Annotated in this window: 24 protein-coding genes and 1 pseudogene; 11 read left to right on the top strand and 14 right to left on the bottom strand. The window is 71.0% G+C overall.

Going from position 1 to position 22,103, the window contains the following annotated elements:
• Positions 1-90 precede the first annotated feature (90 nt).
• The 3 genes and pseudogenes from ACZ4D5_RS02755 to ACZ4D5_RS02745 all read right to left on the bottom strand — a co-directional run.
• Positions 91-417, bottom strand: a pseudogene (locus ACZ4D5_RS02755) (IS5 family transposase); the annotation flags it as partial.
• Positions 418-515: 98 nt separating this feature from the next.
• Positions 516-1,166 (bottom strand): class I SAM-dependent methyltransferase, encoded by a 651-nt coding sequence (locus tag ACZ4D5_RS02750; RefSeq protein ID WP_467770502.1) that lies wholly within the window; start codon positions 1,164-1,166, stop codon positions 516-518.
• Positions 1,167-1,201: 35 nt separating this feature from the next.
• Positions 1,202-1,663, bottom strand: a complete 462-nt coding sequence (locus ACZ4D5_RS02745) for a hypothetical protein (protein WP_467770501.1) — start codon at positions 1,661-1,663, stop codon at positions 1,202-1,204.
• 78 nt (positions 1,664-1,741) lie between these two features.
• Between ACZ4D5_RS02745 and ACZ4D5_RS02740 the strand changes: the two genes are divergently transcribed.
• A complete protein-coding gene (locus tag ACZ4D5_RS02740) occupies positions 1,742-2,581 on the top strand; it encodes a helix-turn-helix domain-containing protein (protein ID WP_467770500.1) in 840 nt (279 codons plus the stop codon).
• Here the strand turns inward: ACZ4D5_RS02740 and ACZ4D5_RS02735 are convergent.
• Together ACZ4D5_RS02735 and ACZ4D5_RS02730 are read right to left on the bottom strand one after the other, a co-directional pair.
• Entirely contained in the window at positions 2,539-2,757 is a 219-nt protein-coding gene (locus tag ACZ4D5_RS02735; protein WP_467770499.1) for a hypothetical protein, read from the bottom strand. The genes ACZ4D5_RS02740 and ACZ4D5_RS02735 overlap by 43 nt on opposite strands.
• A gap of 102 nt (positions 2,758-2,859) precedes the next feature.
• Positions 2,860-4,239, bottom strand: coding sequence for a glycine--tRNA ligase (locus ACZ4D5_RS02730; protein WP_467770498.1), 1,380 nt, complete (start codon positions 4,237-4,239; stop codon positions 2,860-2,862).
• A gap of 198 nt (positions 4,240-4,437) precedes the next feature.
• On the opposite strand from ACZ4D5_RS02730, the gene ACZ4D5_RS02725 reads away from it, so the two are divergent.
• The 4 genes from ACZ4D5_RS02725 (at position 4,438) to ACZ4D5_RS02710 (ending at position 7,610) form a co-directional block, all read left to right on the top strand.
• Positions 4,438-5,412 (top strand): metal ABC transporter substrate-binding protein, encoded by a 975-nt coding sequence (locus ACZ4D5_RS02725; protein ID WP_467770497.1) that lies wholly within the window; start codon positions 4,438-4,440, stop codon positions 5,410-5,412.
• A 32-nt stretch (positions 5,413-5,444) separates the two neighbouring features.
• On the top strand, positions 5,445-6,227 hold the full coding sequence (locus ACZ4D5_RS02720) for a metal ABC transporter ATP-binding protein (RefSeq protein WP_467770496.1): 783 nt from the start codon (positions 5,445-5,447) through the stop codon (positions 6,225-6,227).
• 19 nt (positions 6,228-6,246) lie between these two features.
• On the top strand, positions 6,247-7,137 hold the full coding sequence (locus ACZ4D5_RS02715; protein ID WP_467770495.1) for a metal ABC transporter permease: 891 nt from the start codon (positions 6,247-6,249) through the stop codon (positions 7,135-7,137).
• A 71-nt stretch (positions 7,138-7,208) separates the two neighbouring features.
• On the top strand, positions 7,209-7,610 hold the full coding sequence (locus ACZ4D5_RS02710) for a Fur family transcriptional regulator (protein WP_467770494.1): 402 nt from the start codon (positions 7,209-7,211) through the stop codon (positions 7,608-7,610).
• A 67-nt stretch (positions 7,611-7,677) separates the two neighbouring features.
• Here the strand turns inward: ACZ4D5_RS02710 and ACZ4D5_RS02705 are convergent, their stop codons facing one another.
• From ACZ4D5_RS02705 to ACZ4D5_RS02690, 4 genes are read right to left on the bottom strand one after another with little or no spacing between them, the layout of a single operon-like run.
• The gene (locus ACZ4D5_RS02705; protein WP_467770493.1) at positions 7,678-8,499 is read right to left on the bottom strand and encodes an isoprenyl transferase; all 822 of its coding nucleotides are present in this window, start codon (positions 8,497-8,499) and stop codon (positions 7,678-7,680) included.
• 23 nt (positions 8,500-8,522) lie between these two features.
• The gene (gene recO / locus ACZ4D5_RS02700; RefSeq protein ID WP_467770492.1) at positions 8,523-9,272 is read right to left on the bottom strand and encodes a DNA repair protein RecO; all 750 of its coding nucleotides are present in this window, start codon (positions 9,270-9,272) and stop codon (positions 8,523-8,525) included.
• On the bottom strand, positions 9,269-9,400 hold the full coding sequence (locus tag ACZ4D5_RS02695; RefSeq protein ID WP_467770491.1) for a hypothetical protein: 132 nt from the start codon (positions 9,398-9,400) through the stop codon (positions 9,269-9,271). Before ACZ4D5_RS02695 ends, recO begins: the two co-directional genes overlap by 4 nt.
• Positions 9,401-9,456: 56 nt before the next feature.
• The gene (locus ACZ4D5_RS02690) at positions 9,457-9,684 is read right to left on the bottom strand and encodes a hypothetical protein (protein WP_467770490.1); all 228 of its coding nucleotides are present in this window, start codon (positions 9,682-9,684) and stop codon (positions 9,457-9,459) included.
• 336 nt (positions 9,685-10,020) lie between these two features.
• Between ACZ4D5_RS02690 and ACZ4D5_RS02685 the strand changes: the two genes are divergently transcribed.
• Both ACZ4D5_RS02685 and ACZ4D5_RS02680 read left to right on the top strand, forming a co-directional pair.
• Positions 10,021-10,863, top strand: a complete 843-nt coding sequence (locus tag ACZ4D5_RS02685) for a helix-turn-helix domain-containing protein (protein WP_467770489.1) — start codon at positions 10,021-10,023, stop codon at positions 10,861-10,863.
• Positions 10,845-11,039, top strand: a complete 195-nt coding sequence (locus ACZ4D5_RS02680) for a DUF397 domain-containing protein (protein WP_467770488.1) — start codon at positions 10,845-10,847, stop codon at positions 11,037-11,039. The genes ACZ4D5_RS02685 and ACZ4D5_RS02680 overlap by 19 nt, the downstream gene beginning before the upstream one ends.
• 70 nt (positions 11,040-11,109) lie before the next feature.
• On the opposite strand, the gene ACZ4D5_RS02675 is transcribed toward ACZ4D5_RS02680, so the two are convergent.
• Together ACZ4D5_RS02675 and ACZ4D5_RS02670 are read right to left on the bottom strand one after the other, a co-directional pair.
• Positions 11,110-12,582, bottom strand: coding sequence for a membrane-associated oxidoreductase (locus tag ACZ4D5_RS02675; protein ID WP_467770487.1), 1,473 nt, complete (start codon positions 12,580-12,582; stop codon positions 11,110-11,112).
• A gap of 10 nt (positions 12,583-12,592) precedes the next feature.
• Positions 12,593-13,399, bottom strand: a complete 807-nt coding sequence (locus ACZ4D5_RS02670) for an isocitrate lyase/PEP mutase family protein (RefSeq protein ID WP_467770486.1) — start codon at positions 13,397-13,399, stop codon at positions 12,593-12,595.
• Between the two features lie 171 nt (positions 13,400-13,570).
• Between ACZ4D5_RS02670 and ACZ4D5_RS02665 the strand changes: the two genes are divergently transcribed.
• Both ACZ4D5_RS02665 and ACZ4D5_RS02660 read left to right on the top strand, forming a co-directional pair.
• Complete coding sequence (locus ACZ4D5_RS02665; RefSeq protein WP_467770485.1) at positions 13,571-14,182, top strand: class I SAM-dependent methyltransferase; 612 nt, start codon at positions 13,571-13,573, stop codon at positions 14,180-14,182.
• Between the two features lie 14 nt (positions 14,183-14,196).
• Entirely contained in the window at positions 14,197-14,874 is a 678-nt protein-coding gene (locus ACZ4D5_RS02660; RefSeq protein WP_467770484.1) for an AIM24 family protein, read from the top strand.
• Positions 14,875-14,914: 40 nt separating this feature from the next.
• Here the strand turns inward: ACZ4D5_RS02660 and ACZ4D5_RS02655 are convergent, their stop codons facing one another.
• The gene (locus ACZ4D5_RS02655; RefSeq protein ID WP_467770483.1) at positions 14,915-16,195 is read right to left on the bottom strand and encodes an aspartate aminotransferase type Ic; all 1,281 of its coding nucleotides are present in this window, start codon (positions 16,193-16,195) and stop codon (positions 14,915-14,917) included.
• Between the two features lie 71 nt (positions 16,196-16,266).
• Positions 16,267-17,598 (bottom strand): MFS transporter, encoded by a 1,332-nt coding sequence (locus ACZ4D5_RS02650; RefSeq protein ID WP_467770482.1) that lies wholly within the window; start codon positions 17,596-17,598, stop codon positions 16,267-16,269.
• Between the two features lie 101 nt (positions 17,599-17,699).
• On the opposite strand from ACZ4D5_RS02650, the gene ACZ4D5_RS02645 reads away from it, so the two are divergent.
• Positions 17,700-18,683: a LysR family transcriptional regulator gene (locus ACZ4D5_RS02645; RefSeq protein ID WP_467770481.1), complete on the top strand. Its 984-nt coding sequence runs from the start codon at positions 17,700-17,702 to the stop codon at positions 18,681-18,683.
• Here the strand turns inward: ACZ4D5_RS02645 and ACZ4D5_RS02640 are convergent.
• A complete protein-coding gene (locus ACZ4D5_RS02640; RefSeq protein ID WP_467770480.1) occupies positions 18,613-19,767 on the bottom strand; it encodes a PP2C family protein-serine/threonine phosphatase in 1,155 nt (384 codons plus the stop codon). The two genes, ACZ4D5_RS02645 and ACZ4D5_RS02640, sit on opposite strands and share 71 nt — an antisense overlap.
• A gap of 219 nt (positions 19,768-19,986) precedes the next feature.
• Here ACZ4D5_RS02640 and ACZ4D5_RS02635 point away from each other — a divergent pair, with 219 nt between their 5' ends.
• Positions 19,987-22,098 carry an ATP-binding protein gene (locus ACZ4D5_RS02635; protein WP_467770479.1) on the top strand — a complete coding sequence of 704 codons (2,112 nt, stop codon included), beginning with the start codon at positions 19,987-19,989 and terminating at the stop codon, positions 22,096-22,098.
• Positions 22,099-22,103: the final 5 nt, after the last annotated feature.

The following is a 22,103-nucleotide window of genomic DNA, read 5'->3' as shown; positions in this document are numbered from 1 at the left end:
CGAGGCCAGGGTGATGGTGCCGTGGAAGACATAGGCGCGCTTGTCGAAACCGGCGGGCCGACCGCCCCTGCTGCTTCGGCTCTGGCGGTTGGCGCGCTGGTGGGCCCGACAGGAGGTGGAGCCCACGCTCACCATCGACCAGCCGATGCGACCTTCCGCGTCGGCGTCGGCCAGGACGGCCGCGAAGAGCCTGTCCCACGTGCCGTCCGCGGACCAGCGTCTGTGGCGCTCGTACACGGTCTTCCACTTGCCGAAACGCGCAGGCAGATCCCGCCAGGGCACCCCCGTACGGTTCCGGTGCAAGATTCCGTTGATGATCCTTCGATGGCCCGCCCAACGGCCGCCCCGCTTACCGGACTTCGGCGGATGCGGCTTCAGCCTGGCCCATTCCTCGTTCGTGAGATCTCCCCGCCCCATGGACACGTCCACGAGCTCGGAGCGAGGAAGCCACATGATCCGCCGGACAGGCCCTGGGCCGGGGCCGGGAGGGAGCCCCCCCCCGGCGGTACCCCCTCCTAGTCTTCTTCCCTTCGCATCAGTAGATGGCCCCTGCGGAACCTCTCGCCCTCCCGGGGCTCGCGCAGCATCCGGCCCACCTCGGCGAAGCCGGACTTGGCGGCCAGTTCCGCCAGGCCGTCGACCGGCCAGCGGTAGGCCGTCGTCACCTTGTGGTCGAACGGGGTCACCGGGTCGCCCTCCGATTCGAAGAAGGCGAGCAGGAGGTGGCCCCCGGGGGCCAGGACCCGGCGGAACTCCTCGAAGTACGGCGGCAGTTCCTGCGGCGGGGTGTGGATCACCGAGTACCAGGACACGATGCCGGAGAGGGCTCCGTCCCGCAGGTCCAGTGCGTCCATCGAGCCGACCTCGAAGCGGATCTCCGGGTACGCCTCGCGCGCCAGGTCGATCATCGTCGGCGACAGGTCCATGCCGAAGACGTCCAGGCCGAGGTCCCGCAGGAGGGCCGTCACGGGGCCGGGGCCGCAGCCCAGCTCCGCGACGGGGCCGGGGGCGTTCGCCGCCCGTACCTGGTCGGTGAACGCGGCGATCCACGCCCGGTCCAGCGAGGGGGTTTCCAGGTCGTCTCGGGCCAGCCCCGCGTACACGGTCGCTATGGAGTCGTAGGCGTTCGCCGTCTCATCGAGGTGCGTAGAAGGTGTTGAAGTCACACTCGGACCCTAGGGCCCGCCTCTGACAACCCTGCCTACAGCCCCTCCTCCGTCGGCCTGTGCTCCACGTACTCGATCACCGTTCCGTCCTTGTGCCGTGCCGTGAAGCCCGAGCCCGTCGGGACCTTGATCAAGGGCTCCGTGATCTCCGCGCCCTCCGCCGCAAGGCGCTCCAGGTACTTCCGCGCCGAGTCGATCAGCAGCGTGCCGTGCGTCGCGCGGAAGGGGGCGAGGGTCTCCTCCGTACCCTCGATCAGGAGGAAGGCGCCCACCACGGCGAGAGCGAGCTTCTTCTCCGCATACGCGAACCACATGTCCCGTTCCGTGCCGAGCAGGCGCTCGTAGGAAGACGCCAGTTCGTCCAGCGTTCCCGGGCCCGTGTAGACGCGGATGAAGGGGCGGGGCTCCGGCAGGTTCGTGGAGTCGTTGCGGCGGCGCCACATCACAGGGGCTTCAGCAGGGGCTTCAGCAGAGGTTTCAACAGGGGTTTCAGTCATGCGCCAAGCCTCGGCCCCGGCGCCCGTCCCAGCCAGACAGGCGTCTGTGGGGGTGAGTGCGGGTCATAGGCTGACGTCATGGCTACAGCTGCTGCGGCGCACGAGTCGGCGGTCCGGCGCGAGTTGGGCGGGTTCCTGCGCGCCTACCGCGAGTCCCTCTCCCCCGGCGACGTCGGGCTGCCGAACACCACGCGCCGCCGCGCGAAAGGGCTGCGCCGCGAGGAGGTCGCCGCGCTCTCCGGCGTCTCCGTTTCCTGGTACACCTGGCTGGAGCAGGGCCGCGTGGACACCTCGCGGCAGGTCCTCGACGCCGTCGCCCGTGCGCTGCGCCTGGACGACACCGCCCACCGGCACGCCCTCGCGCTCGCCGGGTTCGCCCCCGCGGCCGCGGACCGGCACACCTCGTACGACCCGAACCTCCGCGCCATGCTGGACAGTTGGCCCGACAGCCCGGCCCTGCTCCTCGGCCCCGCCCTGGACATCCTCGCCTGGAACTCCGCGTACGCCGCCCTGTTGCCCGACCCCGCGGGCATCCCCGAAGAGCGGCGCAATCTGGTGCTCCTGCTGGTCGGGGACGCCCGGCATCAGCAGGCGCTGCCCGACTGGGAACCCGTCGCCGTCGACCTGTACCGGCACCTGCGCACCTGCGCGGACCGCCGCCCCGGCGACGAGAACTTCCGGCGCCTCACCGACCGACTGCGGGAGGCACGGCCCGACTTGAACGCCTGGTGGGCCTGCCGCTCGATCGGGGACTTCGCCTCGCGGACCGTCGAGATCGCGTCGCGGAGCGGCCGCGCGCCCCGCCCGTACGGCATGAACCTGCTGCTCACCCCGCAGCCGCAGGACGCCGCCGTCCTCGTACTGACCCCCAGGCCCTACGAGGACGAAGACGAGGCCGACGGGTCAACCGTCGCCTGATGCTCCCGCGCCAGGTGCTCCTCCGCCTTGAGCCACGGCAGGAACTGCGCCTTCCTGCGCCACCCGCAGGTCCCGCAGCTCAACTGCCGCTGCACACCCGCCTTCTGGACCTGGACGACATGCTTGCGCCCGTGCTGGTCCCATCTGCTGACCTTGCTCGCGGTCATCGGAAGCATGCGCTTCAGTGTGCACCGAAGCCCCCGGTTCCATAACCCGGAACCGGGGGCTTCGTGCGACGTCACTCAGTGAACGTACGCCACTCCGTGAACGGACAAGCGTCAGCAGCCCACGAGACGCGTCGCGAGGTAGCCCTCGATCTGGTCGAGGGAGACGCGCTCCTGCTTCATCGAGTCACGCTCGCGGACGGTGACCGCGTTGTCGTCCAGGGTGTCGAAGTCGACCGTCACGCAGTACGGCGTGCCGATCTCGTCCTGGCGGCGGTAGCGGCGGCCGATGGCGCCCGCGTCGTCGAACTCGATGTTCCAGTTCTGCCGCAGCGCCGTCGCCAGGCCCTTGGCCTTCGGGGACAGCTCCGGGTTCCTCGACAGAGGAAGCACCGCGACCTTCACCGGGGCGATGCGGTGGTCGAAGCGCATGACCGTGCGCTTCTCCAGCTTGCCCTTGGCGTTCGGGGCCTCGTCCTCGATGTAGGAGTCCAGGAGGAACGCCAGCATCGTGCGGCCGACACCGGCCGCGGGCTCGATGACGTACGGGGTCCAGCGCTCGCCGGCCTCCTGGTCGAAGTAGGACAGGTCCTGGCCGGACGCCTTGGAGTGCGCCGACAGGTCGTAGTCCGTGCGGTTGGCGACGCCTTCCAGCTCGCCCCACTCGCTGCCGCCGAACTGGAAGCGGTACTCGATGTCAGCGGTGCGCTTGGAGTAGTGGGAGAGCTTCTCCTTCGGGTGCTCGTACCACCGCATGTTCTCCTCGCGCAGGCCCAGGCCGGTGTACCAGTTCCAGCGCTGCTCCATCCAGTACTCCTGCCACTTCTCGTCCTCGCCCGGCTTGACGAAGAACTCCATCTCCATCTGTTCGAACTCGCGGGTGCGGAAGATGAAGTTGCCGGGCGTGATCTCGTTGCGGAAGGACTTGCCCATCTGCGCGATGCCGAAGGGCGGCTTGCGGCGCGAAGTGGTCTGCACCTGGCTGAAGTTGGTGAAGATGCCCTGGGCGGTCTCGGGGCGCAGGTAGGCGACGGAGCCGCTGTCCTGGGTGGGGCCGAGGTGCGTGGAGAGGAGACCCGAGAACTGCTTGGGCTCGGTGAACTGGCCCTTGGTGCCGCAGTTGGGGCAGTTGATGTCCGCGAGGCTCTCGGGGGCGCGGCCCTTCTTCTCCTCGTAGGCCTCCTCCAGGTGGTCGGCGCGGAAGCGCTTGTGGCAGGAGGTGCACTCGGTGAGCGGGTCCGTGAAGGTGGCGACGTGGCCGGAGGCCTGCCAGACCTCGGTGGCCAGGATCACGGACGAGTCGATGCCGACGACGTCCTCGCGCGAGGTGACCATGTAGCGCCACCACTGGCGCTTGAGGTTCTCCTTCAGCTCGACGCCCAGCGGCCCGTAGTCCCAGGCGGCGCGCTGACCGCCGTAGATCTCACTGCAGGGGAAAACGAAGCCACGGCGCTTGCTCAGGCTGACGATGGTGTCGATCTTGTCGGCGGCCACGGTGCTCTCTTCATGACGACGGCGGACGAAGCGATGACTGCCGGAGCAGCGGCTTCGGGAGCGAATGCTTCAGGTTACCGGCGGCCTTACCCCCCTAATCAAATCGGTTCCTGCGCGGCACGGGACAGGAGCCCGGACCGAACCCCGGACCGGACCCCTTGTTGACAATCGTTTCCACATTTGTTGAAAATGAGTGTCATGAACGTACGACGCCTCATACCCACCGCCGCCCTTGCCTCCGCCACCGTCCTCGGCCTCACGGCGCTGACGGCCTGCTCCTCGTCGGCCGCGAGCGACAAGGACGGCAAGCTCGACGTGGTGGCGTCGTTCTATCCCATGCAGTACCTCGCGGAGCAGATCGGCGGGGACCACGTCTCCCTCACCACGCTCACCGAGCCCGGCCAGGAGCCGCACGACCTCGACATCTCCGCCAAGCAGCGCGGACAGCTGGAAGAGTCGGACGTCGCCCTCTACCTCAAGGGCCTGCAGCCCGCCGTCGACGACGCGATCGACCAGTCCGGCATCAAGACCAAGGTCGACGCCGCTTCCCTGACCAGCATGGAGAAGCACGGCAACGAGGTCGGCGGGCACGCCGAGGAGCACGAGCACGGCGAGGACGAAGAGGGCCACGACCACGGCCACTCCCACGAGGGCTCCGACCCGCACATCTGGCTCGACCCCGTGAAGTACGCCGAGGTCGCCGAGGGCGTCGGCAAGGCCCTGGAGAAGGCCGACCCGGACAACGCCAAGACGTACAAGAAGAACACCGCGGCCCTGGTGAAGAAGCTCGACGGCCTGAACAAGTCCTTCGAGGACGGCCTGAAGGACACCAAGTCCAAGGTCTTCATCACCACCCACGCCGCCTTCGGCTACCTCGCCGAGCGCTACGGCCTCACCGAGGAGGCCATCAGCGGCCTCGACCCCGAGGGCGAGCCCAGCGCCAAGCGCGTCAAGGACCTCCAGACGATGGCGAAGGCCGACGGCGTCACCACCGTCTTCTACGAGACGCTCGTCAGCGACAAGACGGCGAAGACCATGGCCAAGGACGCGAACCTGAAGACCGATGTGCTCGACCCGATCGAGGGCATCACCGACAAGTCCAAGGGTGACGACTACATCCAGGTCATGGAGTCCAACCTCAAGGCCCTGCAGAAGGCCCTGGGCGCCAAGTGACCCCCACTCCCGCGGCTACGGAGGCACGAGCCATGAGCAAGCAGGCCGACACCGGCGAGGCCGTCATATCCCTGCGCAAGGTGACGGCCGAACTCGGCTCGCGCCCCGTGCTTCGCGGCATCGACCTCACCGTGCGGCGCGGTGAGGTCGTCGCCCTCCTCGGCGCCAACGGCTCCGGCAAGTCCACCGCCGTGCGCACGGTCATCGGACAGGTCCCCGTGTCCGGCGGCGAGGTCGAGATCTTCGGCACCCCGCGCCGCCGCTTCCGCGACTGGGCCCGCGTCGGGTACGTCCCGCAGCGCACCACCGCCGCGGGCGGCGTGCCCGCCACGATCACCGAGGTCGTCGCCTCCGGCCGGCTCGCCCGCGCCCGCTTCGGGGTGCTGCGCAAGGCCGACCGCGAGGCCGTCGCCCGCGCCATCGACCTGGTGGGCCTCACCGACCGCGCCAAGGACTCCGTGAACGCCCTCTCCGGCGGTCAGCACCAGCGGGTCCTCATCGCCCGCGCGCTGGCCTCCGAGCCGGAGGTGCTGATCATGGACGAGCCGATGGCGGGCGTCGACCTCGCCAGCCAGCAGGTCCTCGCCGACACCCTGCGCCTCCAGGTCGAGCGAGGCGCCTCCGTCCTGCTCGTCCTGCACGAGCTCGGCCCCCTGGAGCCGCTGATCGACCGCGCCGTGGTGCTCCGCGACGGCTGCGTCCTGCACGACGGGCCGCCCCCGGAGGCCGTCGGCCAGCACGCGCTGCCCGGCCACGACCACGTCCACCCGCACACCGCCGACGCGGAGCCGGTCCGCACCGGCCTGCTGACCTGACCGAGGGCGAGCAAGAACGATGGAAATCCTCAACTACGCCTTCATGCAGCGGGCGCTGCTCGCCGCCGTCCTGGTCGGCATCACCGCGCCCGCCGTCGGCATCTACCTCGTGCAGCGCCGCCAGGCCCTCATGGGCGACGGCATCGGCCACGTCGCGATGACCGGCGTCGGCCTCGGCTTCCTGCTCTCGACCTCTCCCGTGTGGATGGCGACGGCGGTCGCGATCGTCGGTGCCGTGGTCATGGAGCTGATCCGCTGGTACGGCAAGACGCGCGGCGACATCGCCCTCGCGATGCTGTTCTACGGCGGCATGGCGGGCGGCGTCATGTTCATCAACCTCGCCCCCGGCGGCTCGAACGCGAACCTCCAGTCGTACCTCTTCGGCTCGCTCTCGACGGTCTCCGAGGAGGACGTCACCGCGATCTGCCTGCTCGCCGCCTTTGTGGTCCTGGTCACTCTTGGCCTGCGCCGTCAGCTCTTCGCGGTCAGCCAGGACGAGGAGTTCGCGCGCGTGACGGGCCTGCCGGTGCGCGCGCTGAACCTGCTGACGGCGGTGACCGCGGCGGTCACGGTCACCGTCGCCATGCGGGTCGTGGGCCTGCTCCTGGTCTCCGCGCTGATGGTGGTGCCGGTCGCGGCCGCCCAGCAGCTCACCCGCAGCTTCAAGGCGACGTTCGCGATCTCGGTGGCCATCGGCGTCGCGGTCACCCTCGGCGGCACCGTCACCTCGTACTACCAGGACGTCCCGCCCGGCGCGACGATCGTGCTCCTGACCATCGGCGTCTTCATCGCCCTCACCGTGCTCGCGACGCCGCTGGCCAGGCGCAGGGCGCGGGCCGCCGCCGCGGCCGAGGCGCTCGGCGACCCCGCCGAGTGCTCGGTCCCCGCCCAGCCCGTGGCCAGGACCTGACCCGCGCTCCGAGCGACCTGGCACAATGGCCCGGCAGGCCCAGACCAGAGCGCAGACGCGAGGAGGCAACCGTGGGAGCCCCGGTTCGAGGCAGGTCGACCCGCCAGCGCGCGGCAGTGGCGGCGGCACTCGACGAGGTGGACGAGTTCCGCAGCGCCCAGGAGCTGCACGACATGCTCAAGCACAAGGGCGACTCCGTCGGCCTGACCACGGTCTACCGCACGCTCCAGTCGCTCGCCGACGCCGGCGAGGTGGACGCGCTGCGCACCAACGAGGGCGAGACGGTCTACCGCCGCTGCTCGACCGGCGAGCACCACCACCATCTCGTCTGCCGCGTCTGCGGCAAGGCCGTGGAGGTCGAGGGCCCCGCGGTGGAGAAGTGGGCCGAGTCGATCGCCACGGAGCACGGCTTCGTGAACGTGGCGCACACGGTCGAGGTCTTCGGCACATGCGCGGAGTGCGCGAGCAAGTAGTGCAGTACGTACGTGAGGGGCCCGCACCGTCATCGCGACGGTGCGGGCCCCTCTCGTACGCGTACCGCTAGCTCTTGGCGATCTGCAGCTCGTTGGGGATCGCCCCGCCGAAGCGGCGGTCGCGCGAGGCGAATTCGAGGCAGGCGCGCCACAGGTCGCGCCGGTCGAAGTCCGGCCACAGGACGTCCTGGAAGACCATCTCGGCGTACGCGCTCTGCCACAGCAGGTAGTTGGAGGTGCGCTGCTCGCCGCTGGGCCGCAGGAACAGGTCCACGTCCGGCATGTCCGGGTAGTACAGGTACCTGGCGAAGGTCTTCTCGCTCACCTTCGACGGGTCGAGCCGCCCGGCCTTCACGTCCTCGGCGAGGGCCTGCGCGGCATCGGCGATCTCGGCCCGCCCGCCGTAGTTCATGCAGAAGTACAGGGTCAGCCTGTCGTTGCCCTTGGTCTGCTCCTGGGAGATCTCCAGCTCCTTGGCGACCGACTTCCACAGCTTGGGCATGCGGCCCACCCAGCGCACCCGGATGCCGAGCTCGTCGAGCTGGTCGCGGGTCTTGCGGATGAAGTCGCGGTTGAAGTTCATGAGGAACTTCACCTCGTCCGGGGACCGCTTCCAGTTCTCGGTGGAGAAGGCGTACAGCGAGATCGCGCCGACGCCCATCTCGATGCCGCCCTGGAGTACGTCGAGCACGCGCTCGGCGCCGACCTTGTGCCCCTCGGTGCGCGGCAGGCCGCGCTCCTTGGCCCAGCGGCCGTTCCCGTCCATGACGATGGCGACATGCTTCGGAACCAGCTCGCCGGGGATCTTCGGCGGCTGCGCGCCCGAGGGGTGCGGTTCGGGCGTCGCGTACTCGCGGCGGGACCGTCCGAGGATTCCGCGTCGTGCCATGGGGGGCTCTCTCCTAGCTCGCTTCAGTTCTTCTCTACGTACCGCAGTGAACGCAGTCCGCGTTCCAAGTGCCAATGCAGATAGGCGGAAACAAGCCCGCTGCCCTCCCTGGCGTGCCGCGCCTCACACGCGTCCGCGGTCTCCCAGTCGCCCGTGAGCAGCGCGCCGAGCAGTGTGAGGGCCTCCGTCGACGGCACGACGCTGCCGGGCACCCGGCAGTCGACGCAAATCGAGCCGCCCGCGGCGACCGAGAAGAAGCGATTCGGTCCCGGCATGCCGCACTTCGCGCAGTCCGTGAAGCTGGGCGCGTAGCCGTTCACGGCCAGGGAGCGGAGCAGGAAGGCGTCGAGGACGAGGTGGGGCTCGTGCTCGCCGCGGGACAGCACGCGGAGCGCGCCCACCAGCAGCAGGTACTGCTGCACGGCGGGCTCGCCCTCGTGGTCCGTGAACCGCTCGGCGGTCTCCAGCATGGCCGTGCCGGCGGTGTACCGCGCGTAGTCGGCGACAATCCCGCCACCGTACGGAGTGATGGTCTCACTCTGTGTGCACAACGGCAGCCCGCGGCCGACCAGTTCGCTCCCCCGCGCGAAGAACTGCACGTCGACGTGGGAGAACGGTTCGAGGCGGGCCCCGAACTTGGACTTCGTGCGCCGCACCCCGCGCGCCACGGCGCGCACGCGGCCGTGACCACGCGTGAGCAGGGTGATGATGCGGTCCGCTTCACCCAGCTTCTGTGTCCGCAAGACGATTCCGTCGTCCCGGAAGAGACTCATCGCGCGCCCCCACGGGTGTCCGGCTGGGGGTACGGGGGGCGCCCCCCGGGAGACAGCAGCATGATGCGGTCCGCTTCACCCGGCTTCTGGGTGCGCAGCACGATGCCGTCGTCGCGGAACAGACTCATGGGTCCATTCTCGCGTACGGCAGGGGGTGAGCGGGCCCGGGTCGCCCTCCCGGGCCTCAGGGCACCTCGCCCCGGCTCCGTGCGTTCGCATACGCCGTCGCCGCACGCAGCCGCTCCGCGGTGGTCGCCGTCCTCACCGCCTCCGGTGTGCAGTCCCACTCCCTGCCTCCGCCGTAGGGGCGGAGCTGGACGTACGGGCCCTCGTGACCCATGACTCTGCCCACGCGGCCGTTGCGGGTGTCCACCACGTACGAGCCGACGGGGAGGTTCGACGGACGGTTCATGGCTCACTCCTCAGCGCGGCGGCGAGGCGGGCCGCCTGGTCGACGGAACATCCGCCCAATTCGATCCGCGGGCAGGGCGCCTCCCTGGCGATCGTCACAGGGTCGATCCCCAATGACGGCCACGTAATTCCTGCCCGTGCGAGTGCGGTGCGCAATTCGTTCACTGTTTCCTCCGCGTGTTCGACGCAGGCCACTGCGTGGGGCTTTTCTCCGGTCGTCACGTGGCTCCCCTTTGCCGTTGGATTTCACTCTTCGTGCCACCACGGTGACGGCTTCCCCCTACACTCGGCAGGAGTCTGTCCTCTACAACTGAGAGGCAGCGGGAGGCGGTTGGCCATGGCCAATGGTTCGCGTGGTTCGAGGCAGGCGGCGTGGGAGTTCTTCGGCGCGGAGCTGAAGCGGAGGCGGGAGGATGCGGGGCTGAGCCAGTCTGCGCTGGGGGTTCGGGTTATTGTCTCCGGTGGGTATATCGGTCAGTTCGAACAGGCGATTCGAAAGCCTCAGTTGGATGTGGCTCAACGTATTGATGAGGTGCTACAAACCGACGGCTTTTTCGAGCGGATGTGCCGGAAGTTGATCGCAGAGACCCGCTACGCGGAGTACTTCGCACACGTGGCGGAACTGGAACGGCTCGCGACGGAGATCTATGACTTTGCCCCAGCTGTCGTTCCTGGCCTGCTCCAGACCAGTGACTACGCACGCGGGGTGTTCCTGGCAAGCCACCCTTTTGCTGCCGACGAGTACATCGAGGAGCGCGTCAAAGCCCGTATGGAACGGGCCTCCATCCTCAAGGACGCTACACGGCCCGCGTATTGGGTCGTTCTACATGAAACCGCCCTGTGCACCCCAGTCGGCGGCTCGGAAACGATGGTCCAGCAGCTGGAGCACATCGCCGCCGCGGCACACGCGCGCCAGGCAATGGTTCAGGTGCTGCCGTTCTCCGCTGGGGCGTATCCGAGCATGGGCAAGATGCTGAAGCTCATGGAGTTCGAGGATGCGCCACCAACTGCCTATACAGAAGGCGTGCTTTCGGGGACTCTGCTGGACGATCCAGCAGTGGTGAAGCAGATGCGGGCGGCATACGATCAGCTCAGGGCCGCCGCGCTGTCACCAGAGGCGTCCCTGGCCCTGATCGGATCGGTGGCGGAGGACTACAGGCAATGGGCGAGTACGACCTGAGCGACGCTCGGTGGCGCAAGAGTACGTACAGCGGCGGCGACAGCGGTGAGTGCATAGAGGTCGCCGACGGAGTCCCCGGCGTTGTCCCCGTACGGGACAGCAAGATTCCTGGCGGTCCCGCTTTGGTGCTCGACGCCGCCGCCTGGTCCGCATTCGTGGCCCACATCAAACACTGACGCGAGCTGGACGCCCCTTAAGGGGCGCGGGGAACTGCGCGACAAGCCCCCACCCACCCGCACCCGACCCCTACTGCCGACTGATCGCCCTCGTCACCCCCGCCGCGATCGTCGTCGCCAAGGTCCACCCCAACACCACCAACGCGTAGCCGAACCACTGATACGCGCCCTCCGCCGCATACGCCCTCTCCTGCCCGAAGTCCACGATCGGCAACAGCAGGTCCAGCGTGTAGAAGACGGCGTTGAAATCCGGGGCCTCGCCCCGCTTCAGCGGCGGCGGCTGACTCAACCCGAAGATCACCGCGCCGACCAGCACCAACGACAACAACCACGCCGCCGCCCACGTGGGCCGGAACCCATAGCCGACCGTCACGTCCTGGAGATACCCCCAGGCCCTGGCATACCGAGGCAGCGTCGCGCGATGGCGGCGCTGCTTCGCGAGCTGCACCGTGCGGGCGGCCGCGTCGTCGCCGTTACGCCGATACGCCGCCGTCAACTGCTCGTACGCATACGGCACGTACCCGTCGGTGTCGCGCCGCAGGACCTCAAGCCGCCGCTCGGCGGACTCGTGGGGGCCGAGCCTCGCGTAGGTCAGGCCGTCGAGGCGGACCTGAGCCGGCCAGACCTCCGGGGCTATGTGCAGCAGATCGAGCTGCGAGCCCCGCAGGGTGACCGCGCCGTCCACCGGGGCGGCGCCGCTCAGCCAGAGCGTCCCCGCGACAACACCGCTGGCCCGCAGCGCCGTCCCGCCCGGGTTCGACAAGCACGCGTCCTCAAGGTTCAACTGCCCCGGCACGCGCGCACCCCGCAGGTTGACCCGCCCGTACGCCCGCAGCCGCGCCCCGTGGAAATCGGTACCGGCGTTGAGGTTCGACGCGTGGAGTGCCGTCCCCCCGGGATTGCTGAGCACGGCGTCGTCGAAGGTGATGTTCCCGGCGATGACCGCCCCCGCCATGCGGACCAGGCCGTGCGCGGTGAAGCCCTTGTCGGCCTGGAGGTCGTCGTCGATGGTGACGCGGTTGAGCGCGAGGACGGGCTCGGACAACTCGACGCTCTCCTCGCCCAGTTCGGCCCCGTTGAAAAACACCGCCCCCGAGATCCGCGAGCCGCCGAGCCGGACGGGACCCCGGACACGACACCCGGTCATGCGCAGCGCACCGTCGATCCGCAGGGCGATACCGTTCAGGCCGGGCAGCGCGGACCAGCCGAGGTTCAGCCTCCGCAACTGCGCGCCGTACAGGTCGAGTTCTTCGTCGAAGTAGCAGGACAACAGGTGGAGCGGTTCCGGAATGTCCACGTGCTGAAGGTCGAGCTTCCCGCTGACCCGGGCGGCGATGAGGCGGAGCCTCGCTGTCTCGCCCGCCTGGCGAGGACCGTCGAGGAGCAGCGCCCGCAGCACCTCGGCCCGCACCGTCCGCTCGGGCCCCCACTCCGCGCCCGCCGCCGCCGTGTTCTGGCCCCGCACCCGGAAGTCGACGGTCCGCCCCAGCGGATACGCCTCCCACACCCGCCGCTCGGCATCGGTCAGTCGACTGATCTCCACCGCCGAGACTCTAGGCGAAGGCGTCGGCCAGCGCCTGCGTCTCGGCGTACGAGGGAACGCCCTCGGCCGACTTCGCGGCGCCGCGCGCCACCCCTTCGAGCGCCGCCACCGCCGCCCCCAGCGCCGCGCGGAAGAGCAGCGAGCCGCAGCTGACCCTTCCCACACCCGCCTGGGCCAGCTCGGGCAGGGCGGGCCCGTCCGGGGCGTGGAGGATGTTCAGCGGGGCATCGAAGCCCGAGGTCAGTTCGGCGATGACGCGTACGTCCTTCAGGCCCGGCACGAAAAGGCCGTCCGCGCCCGCCTGTTGGTACGCCGCGAACCGCTCCTCGGTCCGCGCCGCCGAGCGGCCGTCACCGCCCGGCGACAGCCAGTACGTGTCCGTGCGCGCGTTGACGAAGAGCCGGCCCCGCACCGCCTCCCGTACGGCCCGCAGGATCTCGCACTGATGCCCGGTGTCCCGCAGTGTGCCGTCGGGTCGGCCGTCCTCGATGTTGACGCCGACCGCACCGGCGTCGGCCAACTCGGCGGCCAGCGCGGCGACTTCCTCGGGGCGGTCGCTGAAGCCGCCCTCGACGTCGACGCTGAGCAGCGCGTCGAGGCGGGCCAGACCGCGGGCCAGGCGGACGGTCTCGTGCCGTGCGGCGCCTGCGCCGTCGGGCAGGCCCGCCGCCGACGCCACGCCCAGGCTGGTCGTCCCCACCGCCCGGAACCCCGCGGCCGCGAACGCCGCGGCCGACGCGTGGTCCCAGGCGTTGGGCAGCAGCAGGGGCGCACCGGAGCGGTGCAGGTCGCGGAACTCCTCGTACCGAAGTGTCATGCCCCGACGGTAAGGGGGCGACGTTTCGGGACGGACCGAAGCGTCCCGGTGGCGAAGATCGCGGTGGTGGGACGTGCGTGGGGGCCGAAGTTCAGGTCGTGTCCGGTTCGCGACATGGGATGGCACCCTAGCCTGTGGCGGACACCTCGGGGCCCGGCCTAGCGTCGCCGTATGCCGATGAACGAAGCACACCAGGCACTGTGCAGCTCCGACGAGTGGGCACAGACCGTCAAGGACCGCATCCTGCCCTGGGCCCTGGAGGGCGTCGAACTGGGCGACGACGTAGTGGAGATCGGCCCGGGGTACGGCGCCAACCTCCGCGTGCTCGTCGACCTCGTCCCCCGGCTCACGGCGATCGAGATCGACGAGGAGACCGCCCGGCTCCTGGCGCGCGACTGGGGCGACCGGGCCCGCATCCTGCACGCGGACGCCGCACGGATGCCGCTGCCCGACGCCGCGTACTCCGCGGTCGTCGGCTTCACGATGCTGCACCACGTGCCGACGGACGCCCTCCAGGACCGCATCTTCGCCGAGGCGTTCCGCGTGCTGCGCCCCGGCGGCGTCTTCGCGGGCAGCGACAGCCCGCCGAGCGACGAGCTCGACGAGCTGCACATCGGGGACGTCCTGAACACGGTGGACCCGGTGGAACTCCCCGGCCGTCTCAAGGAGGTGGGCTTCACGGGCGTCGCCGTCGATCTGCATCCGGAGACAGGAGGCATGCGGTTCCGCGCGCGCAAGCCACAGCCCGGCGTGCGGGGCCATGGCCCAACCTGCACGCCATAGCTCAAGATGTGGGCATGAAGAGTGACTTGTTCTCCAGCGACCACATGGCGCAGCCGGCCCACGCGCCCGGGATGGCCCTCCAGAACGCCAAGTCGATCAAGTACGCGGTCAACGGCGAGATGCACGCACGCCAGGGCGCGATGATCGCCTACCGGGGGAACCTGCAGTTCGAGCGGAAGGGCCAGGGCGTCGGCGGCATGCTCAAGCGGGCGATGACCGGCGAGGGCCTGCCGCTGATGGCCGTGCGCGGCCAGGGCGAGGCGTGGTTCGCGCACGAGGCGCAGAACTGCTTCATCGTCGACGTCGAGCCGGGCGACGTCCTGACCGTCAACGGCCGCAACGTCCTGTGTTTCGACCCGACCCTCTCGTACGAGATCAAGACGGTGAAGGGTGCGGGCATCACCGGCGGCGGCCTGTTCAACAGCGTCTTCACCGGCTCGGGGCGGCTCGGGCTGGTCTGCGAGGGGAACCCGCTGGTGATCCCCGTCTCGCCGCAGCAGCCGGTGTTCGTCGACACGGACGCGGTGGTCGGCTGGACCGCCGCCCTCCACACCTCCCTGCACCGCTCGCAGTCGATCGGCTCGATGATCCGCGGCGGGTCGGGCGAGGCCGTGCAGCTGAAGCTGGAGGGCGAGGGCCACGTCATCGTCCGCCCGAGCGAGGCGACCCCGCACAAGCCGCAGCAGCACTAGCACTGCCCCCTGGGGGCGGCCGCCCCCAGGGGGCAACCGCCTATCCCGCGGCCAGGCGCTCGTACCCCACCAGGCGCACGCACACCGTCAGGCCCTTGATCGCCTGCTCCAGCTCCGGGAGGCCCGGGTAGCTGGGTGCGATGCGGATGACGGCGTCGCGCGGGTCGTCCCCGTAGGGGTGTGTGGCCCCGGCGGGTGTCAGGACGATGCCCGCTTCGGCGGCGCGGCGTACGACCTCCTTGGCGCAGCCGTCCGGGACCGTGAGGGTCACGAAGTAGCCGCCCTTGGGCGAGGTCCAGGTGGCGAGGCCCGTGCCGCCGAGTTCGGTGTCCAGGATCCGCGCGACCGTCTCGAACTTGGGCTGCAGCAGGGCGCGCTGGCGCTCCATGTGGGCGCGCACCCCGTCGGCGTCCTTCAGGAACAGCACGTGGCGCAGCTGGTTGATCTTGTCCGGGCCGATCGAACGCTTCTGGTTGTTGGCCAGGAGCCACTTCACGTTCGCGGGCGACGAGCCGAAGAAGGCGACGCCCGCACCCGCCGCGGTGATCTTCGAGGTGGAGCCGAAGACGAAGGCCCGGTCCTCGTGCCCGGCCGCGGCGCAGGCGGCGAGCAGGTCCGCGATCTCGGCGGGCTCGTCGGTGAGGTGGTGGGCCGCGTACGCGTTGTCCCAGAAGATCCGGAAGTCGGGGGCGGCCGTGGGCATCGCGGCCAGCCGGGCCACGGTCGCGTCGCTGTAGACGACGCCGTCGGGGTTGCTGTACTTCGGCACGCACCAGATGCCCTTGACCGCCGGGTTCCCGGCGACGAGCCGCTCGACCTCGTCCATGTCCGGGCCCTCGTCGGTCATCGCCACGGGAATCATGTCGATGCCGAACCGCTGGCACAGCGCGAAGTGCCGATCGTAGCCGGGCACCGGGCACAGGAAGGCGATGCGCTCCTGGTCCACCCAGCGCGACTCGGCGCCGGGCAGCACGCCGAGGAGGGCGTGCACGAGGCAGTCGTGCATCAGCTCAAGGCTGGAGTTGCCGAGCGCGAGGAGCTGGTCCGCGGGGACCTGGAGCAGCTCGGCGAAGATCTCCCGGAGCTCGGGCAGGCCCTGGAGCCCGCCGTAGTTGCGTACGTCGGTGCCGTCGGCGGAGGTGTGCCGACCGCTGCCGGGCAGGCCCAGGAGTTCCTCGGAGAGGTCCAGCTGCTCCGGGGCGGGCTTGCCGCGGGTCAGGTCGAGGGAGAGTCCGCGGCCCGCGAGATCGTCGTAGTCCTGCCGCGCCCGGTCGAGCAGCCCTGCCAGGGCCTGGGCGTCGGGGGTCGGCTCGGTGCTCATGGTGGTGCCTCTCGGGGTGCGGCTCGGGTGGGGTGGGGCCCGCCGAGGATACAAACCGGGGCGTGATCAGGTCACGGCCGCCCGTTGGGCGAGACCGGGGCCACCTGCGCGGGGCGGCGGTTCAGGGTGATCAGCAGGGCGCAGGAGAGGGCCGCCAGGACGGCTGCCGCCGCCAGCAGGGTCGGGGGGCGGGCCACGGAGCCGGACAGGAGTGTCACCGCGTACGGCGCGAACATTCCTGTGTACGCCGCCGTCCAGAAGTACGCGGTGAGGCGGGCCAGGCGGTGCGGTGGGGCCATGGCCGTGATCTCGGTGAGGCCGTGGGTCAGCACGAAGCCGTAGCCCGCGCCGAGGATCGCGGCTGCGGCGAGGGCCAGGGCGGGGTTTTCGGTCGCCGCGGCCAGGGCGGCCGTGCCGAAGCCTGTCGTGATGATCAGCAGGCCTGCCGCTGCCGTGGCCAGGCGGTGCCGGGGGGCGAGGCGGCGGGCCAGCGGTTGTACGAGCAAGCCCGTGCCGGGGACGATCGCCGTGGCTGCGCCTGCGTAGACGAGGCCTCCGTGTACCAGGCCCGGGAGGGTGACGAAGCCGGTGCTGGGGGCGGCGAAGACCCAGGGGGCTACGGGGAGTACTGCTCGGCGGAACCGTGTAGCCATGCCTCGTTGATCGGTGCTCGGCGTTGTGGGCTGTGCCCACCCTCCCCCAAGCTCTCGGCTTCGCTCGAGCAGGGGGGACCCCCCTCGCCGTGCGGAACGCCTGCCCACAGCGGGGACGGCAACGGTTTCAGGGGCGTTCAGCGCCGCCATTCCCGCCCCCGCCGCCAGCAACACATGCGGGACATACGCCACCACCATCGGCTCCGGCGACCACCGTGCTATCAGCGCCGCCACCAGGCCCCCCGACGCGAAGCCCGCCGAGACGAACAAGCCCGCCCGGCGCGAAGCCGTGGTCCCGGATGAGCCCTCCGCCGAGGACAGTTCCTTGATCCACGCGCTGCCCGCCGCCAGCAGGGCCCCCGCGCTCACCCCCGTCACGAACCGCCCCGGCCACAGCCACCCCGTGGCCCCCGCCCCCAGCATCAGCACCCCGGTGGACAGCAGGTTCAGCGCGAGCGCCGTCAGTGCCACCGGGCGGCGCCCCACGCGGTCGGCGAGCGGGCCGCCGACGAGGAGGCCGGGGATGAGGCCGACGACGTACAGCGCGAAGAGCCCGGTCACGGCGGACTCGGCGAGTCCGAGCTCGGACCTGTAGGCGCCGAGCAGCGCGGAGAACTGGTTGGCGCTCCACCCGGAGGCCATCATGATCCAGGCCGCCCGCACCCCGTACCGGCGGCGGGGAGCCCGCGCAGGAGCGGTCGCCGAGCCGGCCTCGGGGCGGGCGGAGGTGTGGGGAGTGGTGGTGCTCATGACGGTCAGTTCTAGGCGCGCGCCCTGCCCGTCCGCCGCCTGCGTTCACGAATCGTGAACGGCCCGCGCACCCCCGTGACCACCGGGTCTACGCTGGAGACATGCCCTCGTCACCGCTCGATCTACGGCTTCTGTCGTCCTTCCTCGCGGTGGTCGAAGAAGGTCACTTCGGCCGGGCGGCGGCCCGTCTCTTCCTCTCCCCGCCCGCCGTCACCCAGCATGTGCGCCGCCTGGAGACGGAGCTCGGCACGGTCCTGATCGACCGCACCGCGACCCCGGTGGCGCCCACCCCCGCGGGCGTCCGCCTGGCCGGTCACGCCCGCGTGCTGCTCGCCGCCTCGAACGCCGCCCTCGACGACATGGCCGAGGCCACCCGCCCCACGGCCGCGGGCCGCCCACTGCGCGTCGGCATCATGGGCCACGGCTCGGCGGAGCTGACCCCGGCCGCGATCAACGCCTACCGTCGCGCCCGGCCCGAAGTCCGGGTGGAGATACGCCAGTTGGACTTCACCGAGCATGTGACGGCTCTGACGGAGGACCGCGTGGACGTGGCCTTCGTCCGCCCGAGCCCCGACGACGAGCGGGTCGTCTCGGACGTCCTGACGACGGAGCAGCGCATCGTCGTCGTCCCCGCGCACTCCCCGCTGGCGGACGCCCGGCTCACCGGCGCGAGCGTCGCCGACATCGCGGGCCTGCCCTTCTTCCGCGTACCCGGCCACACCCCGCGCCCCTTCACCCAGTACCTCTACTTCGACGACGAGGCCCAGCGCCGCAGCACGGACTTCGCGGTGACCCCGCAGGAGGTCCTCACCGGCGTGATCACGGGCCGGGCGGCGGGCTCGGGCCTGAAGTCCTTCGCCCGCTACTACGCCTGGCCGGGCGCCGCCTTCGTACCGATCATCGACGCCCCGTGGGAGAGCAGCCACCTCGCGGTGCGCGCGGACGAGGAGAACCCCGAGGTGCGGATCTTCCGCGCGCTCACGGTGGCGCTCGCGCGGGAGCTCGGGCCCGTCATCAACAGCGAGGGCCTGCGCCCCTGGCCGGTGACGGACCATGGCGACCCCGATCCGAATCCCTCTCCCTGACGACCACGTGGAACGGTCCGTCGTCGTCGGCGGGGCGGTCGGCCGGCTGGCAGAGCACGAACGCGACGTCGTCGGCCAGCGGCTCCTTGGTGTGGTCGGTCAGGCGGGCGTACAGCGCGTCGAGCGCGTCGGCGGGCAGCGGTTCGCCCAGCGCCCGCGCCGCCCCTTCGAGCAGCGGGAAGTCGGCGCCGCTCGGGTCACGCGCCTCGCTGAGCCCGTCGGTGTAGAACAGCACCCGGTCGCCGGGCTGCAGCCAGGCACGGTGCACCGCGGGCCGCGGGCCGAGCCCCAGGGGCAGCGTGGGCTCCGGGGGTTCGAGCAGCTTGGTCTGCCTGCCCACCCGCAGCGGCGCGGGGTGCCCGCAGTTGACGATCCTGACCTCGCCGGGGGCGAACTCGGCGAAGAGCGCGGTGACGAACTCCTCCGGCCCCAGCGCCCGGGTGATCCGGGCGTCCATCAGCCGTGCAAGGTCGGGCAGTTGGGGCGTTACGTAGACCTGGTCGCGGAAGGCGCCGATGACCTCGGCCGTGAGCCGGAGGGTCTTCAGGTCGTGGCCGCACACGTCCCCGATGAGCACCCGGACGCCGTACGGCGTGTGTGCGATGTCGTACGCGTCGCCGCCCACCGTCGCCCCCTCGACGGGGCAGTGGTGCCGCGTGCAGACCTCCACGCCGCCGATGTGTGCGGCGACGGGGCGCAGGATCGCTCCCTCCGCCGCCCGCGCGGCCTCGGTGACCCGGTCCAGGGCGGCCGCGTCCGACGCGTGCCGGGCGGCGGCACGGACGGTGAGCGCGCCGCCCACCGCCAGGACCAGGAGGTCCAGGAAGAGGGACGGCGACACCGCGAAGCCGTACGTCGCCCAGGTCGCGAGCGCGAGAAGCACCGCCCCGCCCGCCACGGCGGCCGTCTGCCGTACGCCGAGCCGGACGCACGCCGCCAGCGGGGCGAGGAGCAGCGTGGCGGCCGTGGGTGTCCAGGTGCCTGTGAACACGCCCGGGGCGGCGAGGGCGAAGCAGACGGCCCAGGGGAGTGCGCGGCCGCCCCTGGCCCTCCATCGCTCACGCCACCCCATGAGGATGGCCATGCGCGGCCTCCCTGACTCTCCGTAACCCCGCTCCGTCGAACGGCCACTATGGCCGAAACGTCGCGTCAGCACGAGCTGATGACCGGACCAGGGCGCTGATGACCGGCGATGATCTACTCGTTCCGCCTTTTGCACGCACGGATCGGGGCGTCACTCAACTCGGTTCAATGTCGGGGCAATCACGACCCTTCGGCACCCTCGGGGAGCACACTGTGCGGCGTGCATCTTCCCTCCGAGACGACCAGCTTCATCGGACGGGCTGTCGAACTGCGGGCCGTCGCAGGTCTGTTGGAATCGGACCGCCTCGTGACGCTGACCGGCGTGGGCGGCGTCGGCAAGTCACGGCTCGCGCTGCGGGCCGCGCGCCGGGCGGAGCCGGACTTCCCCGACGGGGTGCATCTGGTCCAGCTGGCGCCGCTGCGCGAGCCGTCCCTGCTCGGGAACGTCCTCCTGGAGGAGCTCGGCCTTGCCGACCAGACCCTCGGGCCCGCCGAGGAGCTGGTCGCCCAATGGCTCGCCGACAAGCGGCTGTTGCTGTTCCTCGACTCGTGCGAGCACCTCGTCACGGCGTGCGCCCGCACGGTGCGGACCCTGCTCGACGCCGCGCCGGGCCTGCGCGTCCTGACCACCAGTCGGCAGCCGCTGGGCGTCGCGGGCGAGCGGTGCTTCGAGGTGGATCCGCTGCCGGTGTCGCATCCGCTCAAGGCCCCTGACAAAGCGCCGCTCAAGGACCCTTGCACGGCGACCGGGTGGGGCGACGCGCTGGCACTCTTCGCCGACCGGGCGGCCGCGGCGGTAACGGGATTCACCTGGGACGGCGCGCGGCGGGCCTCGGCCGCGGCCGTCTGCCACCGCCTCGACGGCATCCCCCTGGCCATCGAACTCGCGGCGGCCCAGCTGTCCGACCACTCCATCGAGCAGCTCGACGACCGGCTGCAGCACCGCTTCGAGGCGCTGATCGCCCAGGACGGAGCTCGCGGCACCACCGCGCCGCGCCACCGGACCCTGCGCACCACCATCGGCTGGAGCCACGAGCTGTGCGAGCCGCTGGAGCGGCTGCTGTGGGCCCGGCTCTCGGTGTTCGTCGGCGGCTTCCAGGCGGACGGCGCGCGGGCCGTGGGCGCGGGCGGTCCGCTCCCGGCCGACGAGGTCGAGCGGCTGCTCGAAGGGCTCGTGACCAAGTCCCTCGTACGCCGCCGCACAGACGGCACCGGGCCCGTGCGGTTCAGCATGCTGGACACGGTGCGGGAGTTCGGCGCGCAGTGGCTGCGGGAGCTGGGCGAGGAGGAGCCGACCCGGCGCAGACACCTGGACTTCCACCGGCGGCTGGCCCTGCGGGCCGACGCCGAGTGGCTGGGCCCGCACCAGATCTCCTGGTACACACGGCTCTCCGCCGACCACGCCAACCTCCGTACGGCGCTGGACTTCTCCCTGTCGCAGGGCGGGGGTCGCGCCGCACTGGAGATGGGCGGGGCGCTGTGGTTCTTCTGGGTCGCCTGCGGGTTCGCGCGGGAGGGGCGGTACTACCTGGGGCGCGCCCTCGACCTGTGCACGGAGCCGAGCGCCGTGCGTGCCAAGGCCGTGTGGGCGTACGGCACCACGACCATGGGGCAGGGCGACGGCGAGGCGACCCGGCGGATCACCGAGGAGTTCCGCGAGGCCATGGCGCACAGCGAGGACCCGGGCGCGGCCATCGCCATGGCCCACCTCGAAGGCAGCTCGCTGACCCTGTGGGGGAACCTGCGGGAGGCCGCCGCGGTGCTCGCCTCGGTGTCGGACTCCGAAGGCATGGACGGCGCCTTCCTCCATGCCCCGCTCCTGAGTCGGCTGACCCGTGCCTTCACCCACATCCACCTCGGGGAGTTCGCGGCCGCGGCGGACGTCGCCGACACGCTGCGCGCCCGGTGCGAGGAGCTCGGCGAGCAATGGCTTCGCGCCTGGGCCGGATACATGCGCGCGCAGGCCGCCATGGGCCTCGGACGCCCGGCCGAAGCCGCCGCCCACGCCCGGGCGGCGCTGCCGGGCAAGGTGCTCCTGCACGACACCATCGGCGCCGCCATGCTCGTCGATCTGCTGGCGTCGACGGCCGTCGGCACGGGCCACGGAACGCGGGCTGCCCGCCTCCTCGGCATCGGCCAGCACATGTGGCAGAGCGTCGGCCCGCCCCAGATGCGCGTCCCCTATCTGGTCGCCGCCCGCGCCGAGTCCGAGCGCGCGATCAGGGCGTCCATCGGCGACGCGGCGTACGAGAAGGAGTACGGGACGGGCCTGGGGACCAACCCCTCCGACGGCCTCGCCTACGCCCTCGCCCCGGGTGACCACGACGAGTAGCCCGC

The sequence above is a fragment of the Streptomyces sp. NPDC025651 genome, assembly GCF_055558735.1.
Note: the sequence above shows the minus strand (reverse complement) of the source record. Positions and strands in the feature narration are given on the sequence as shown.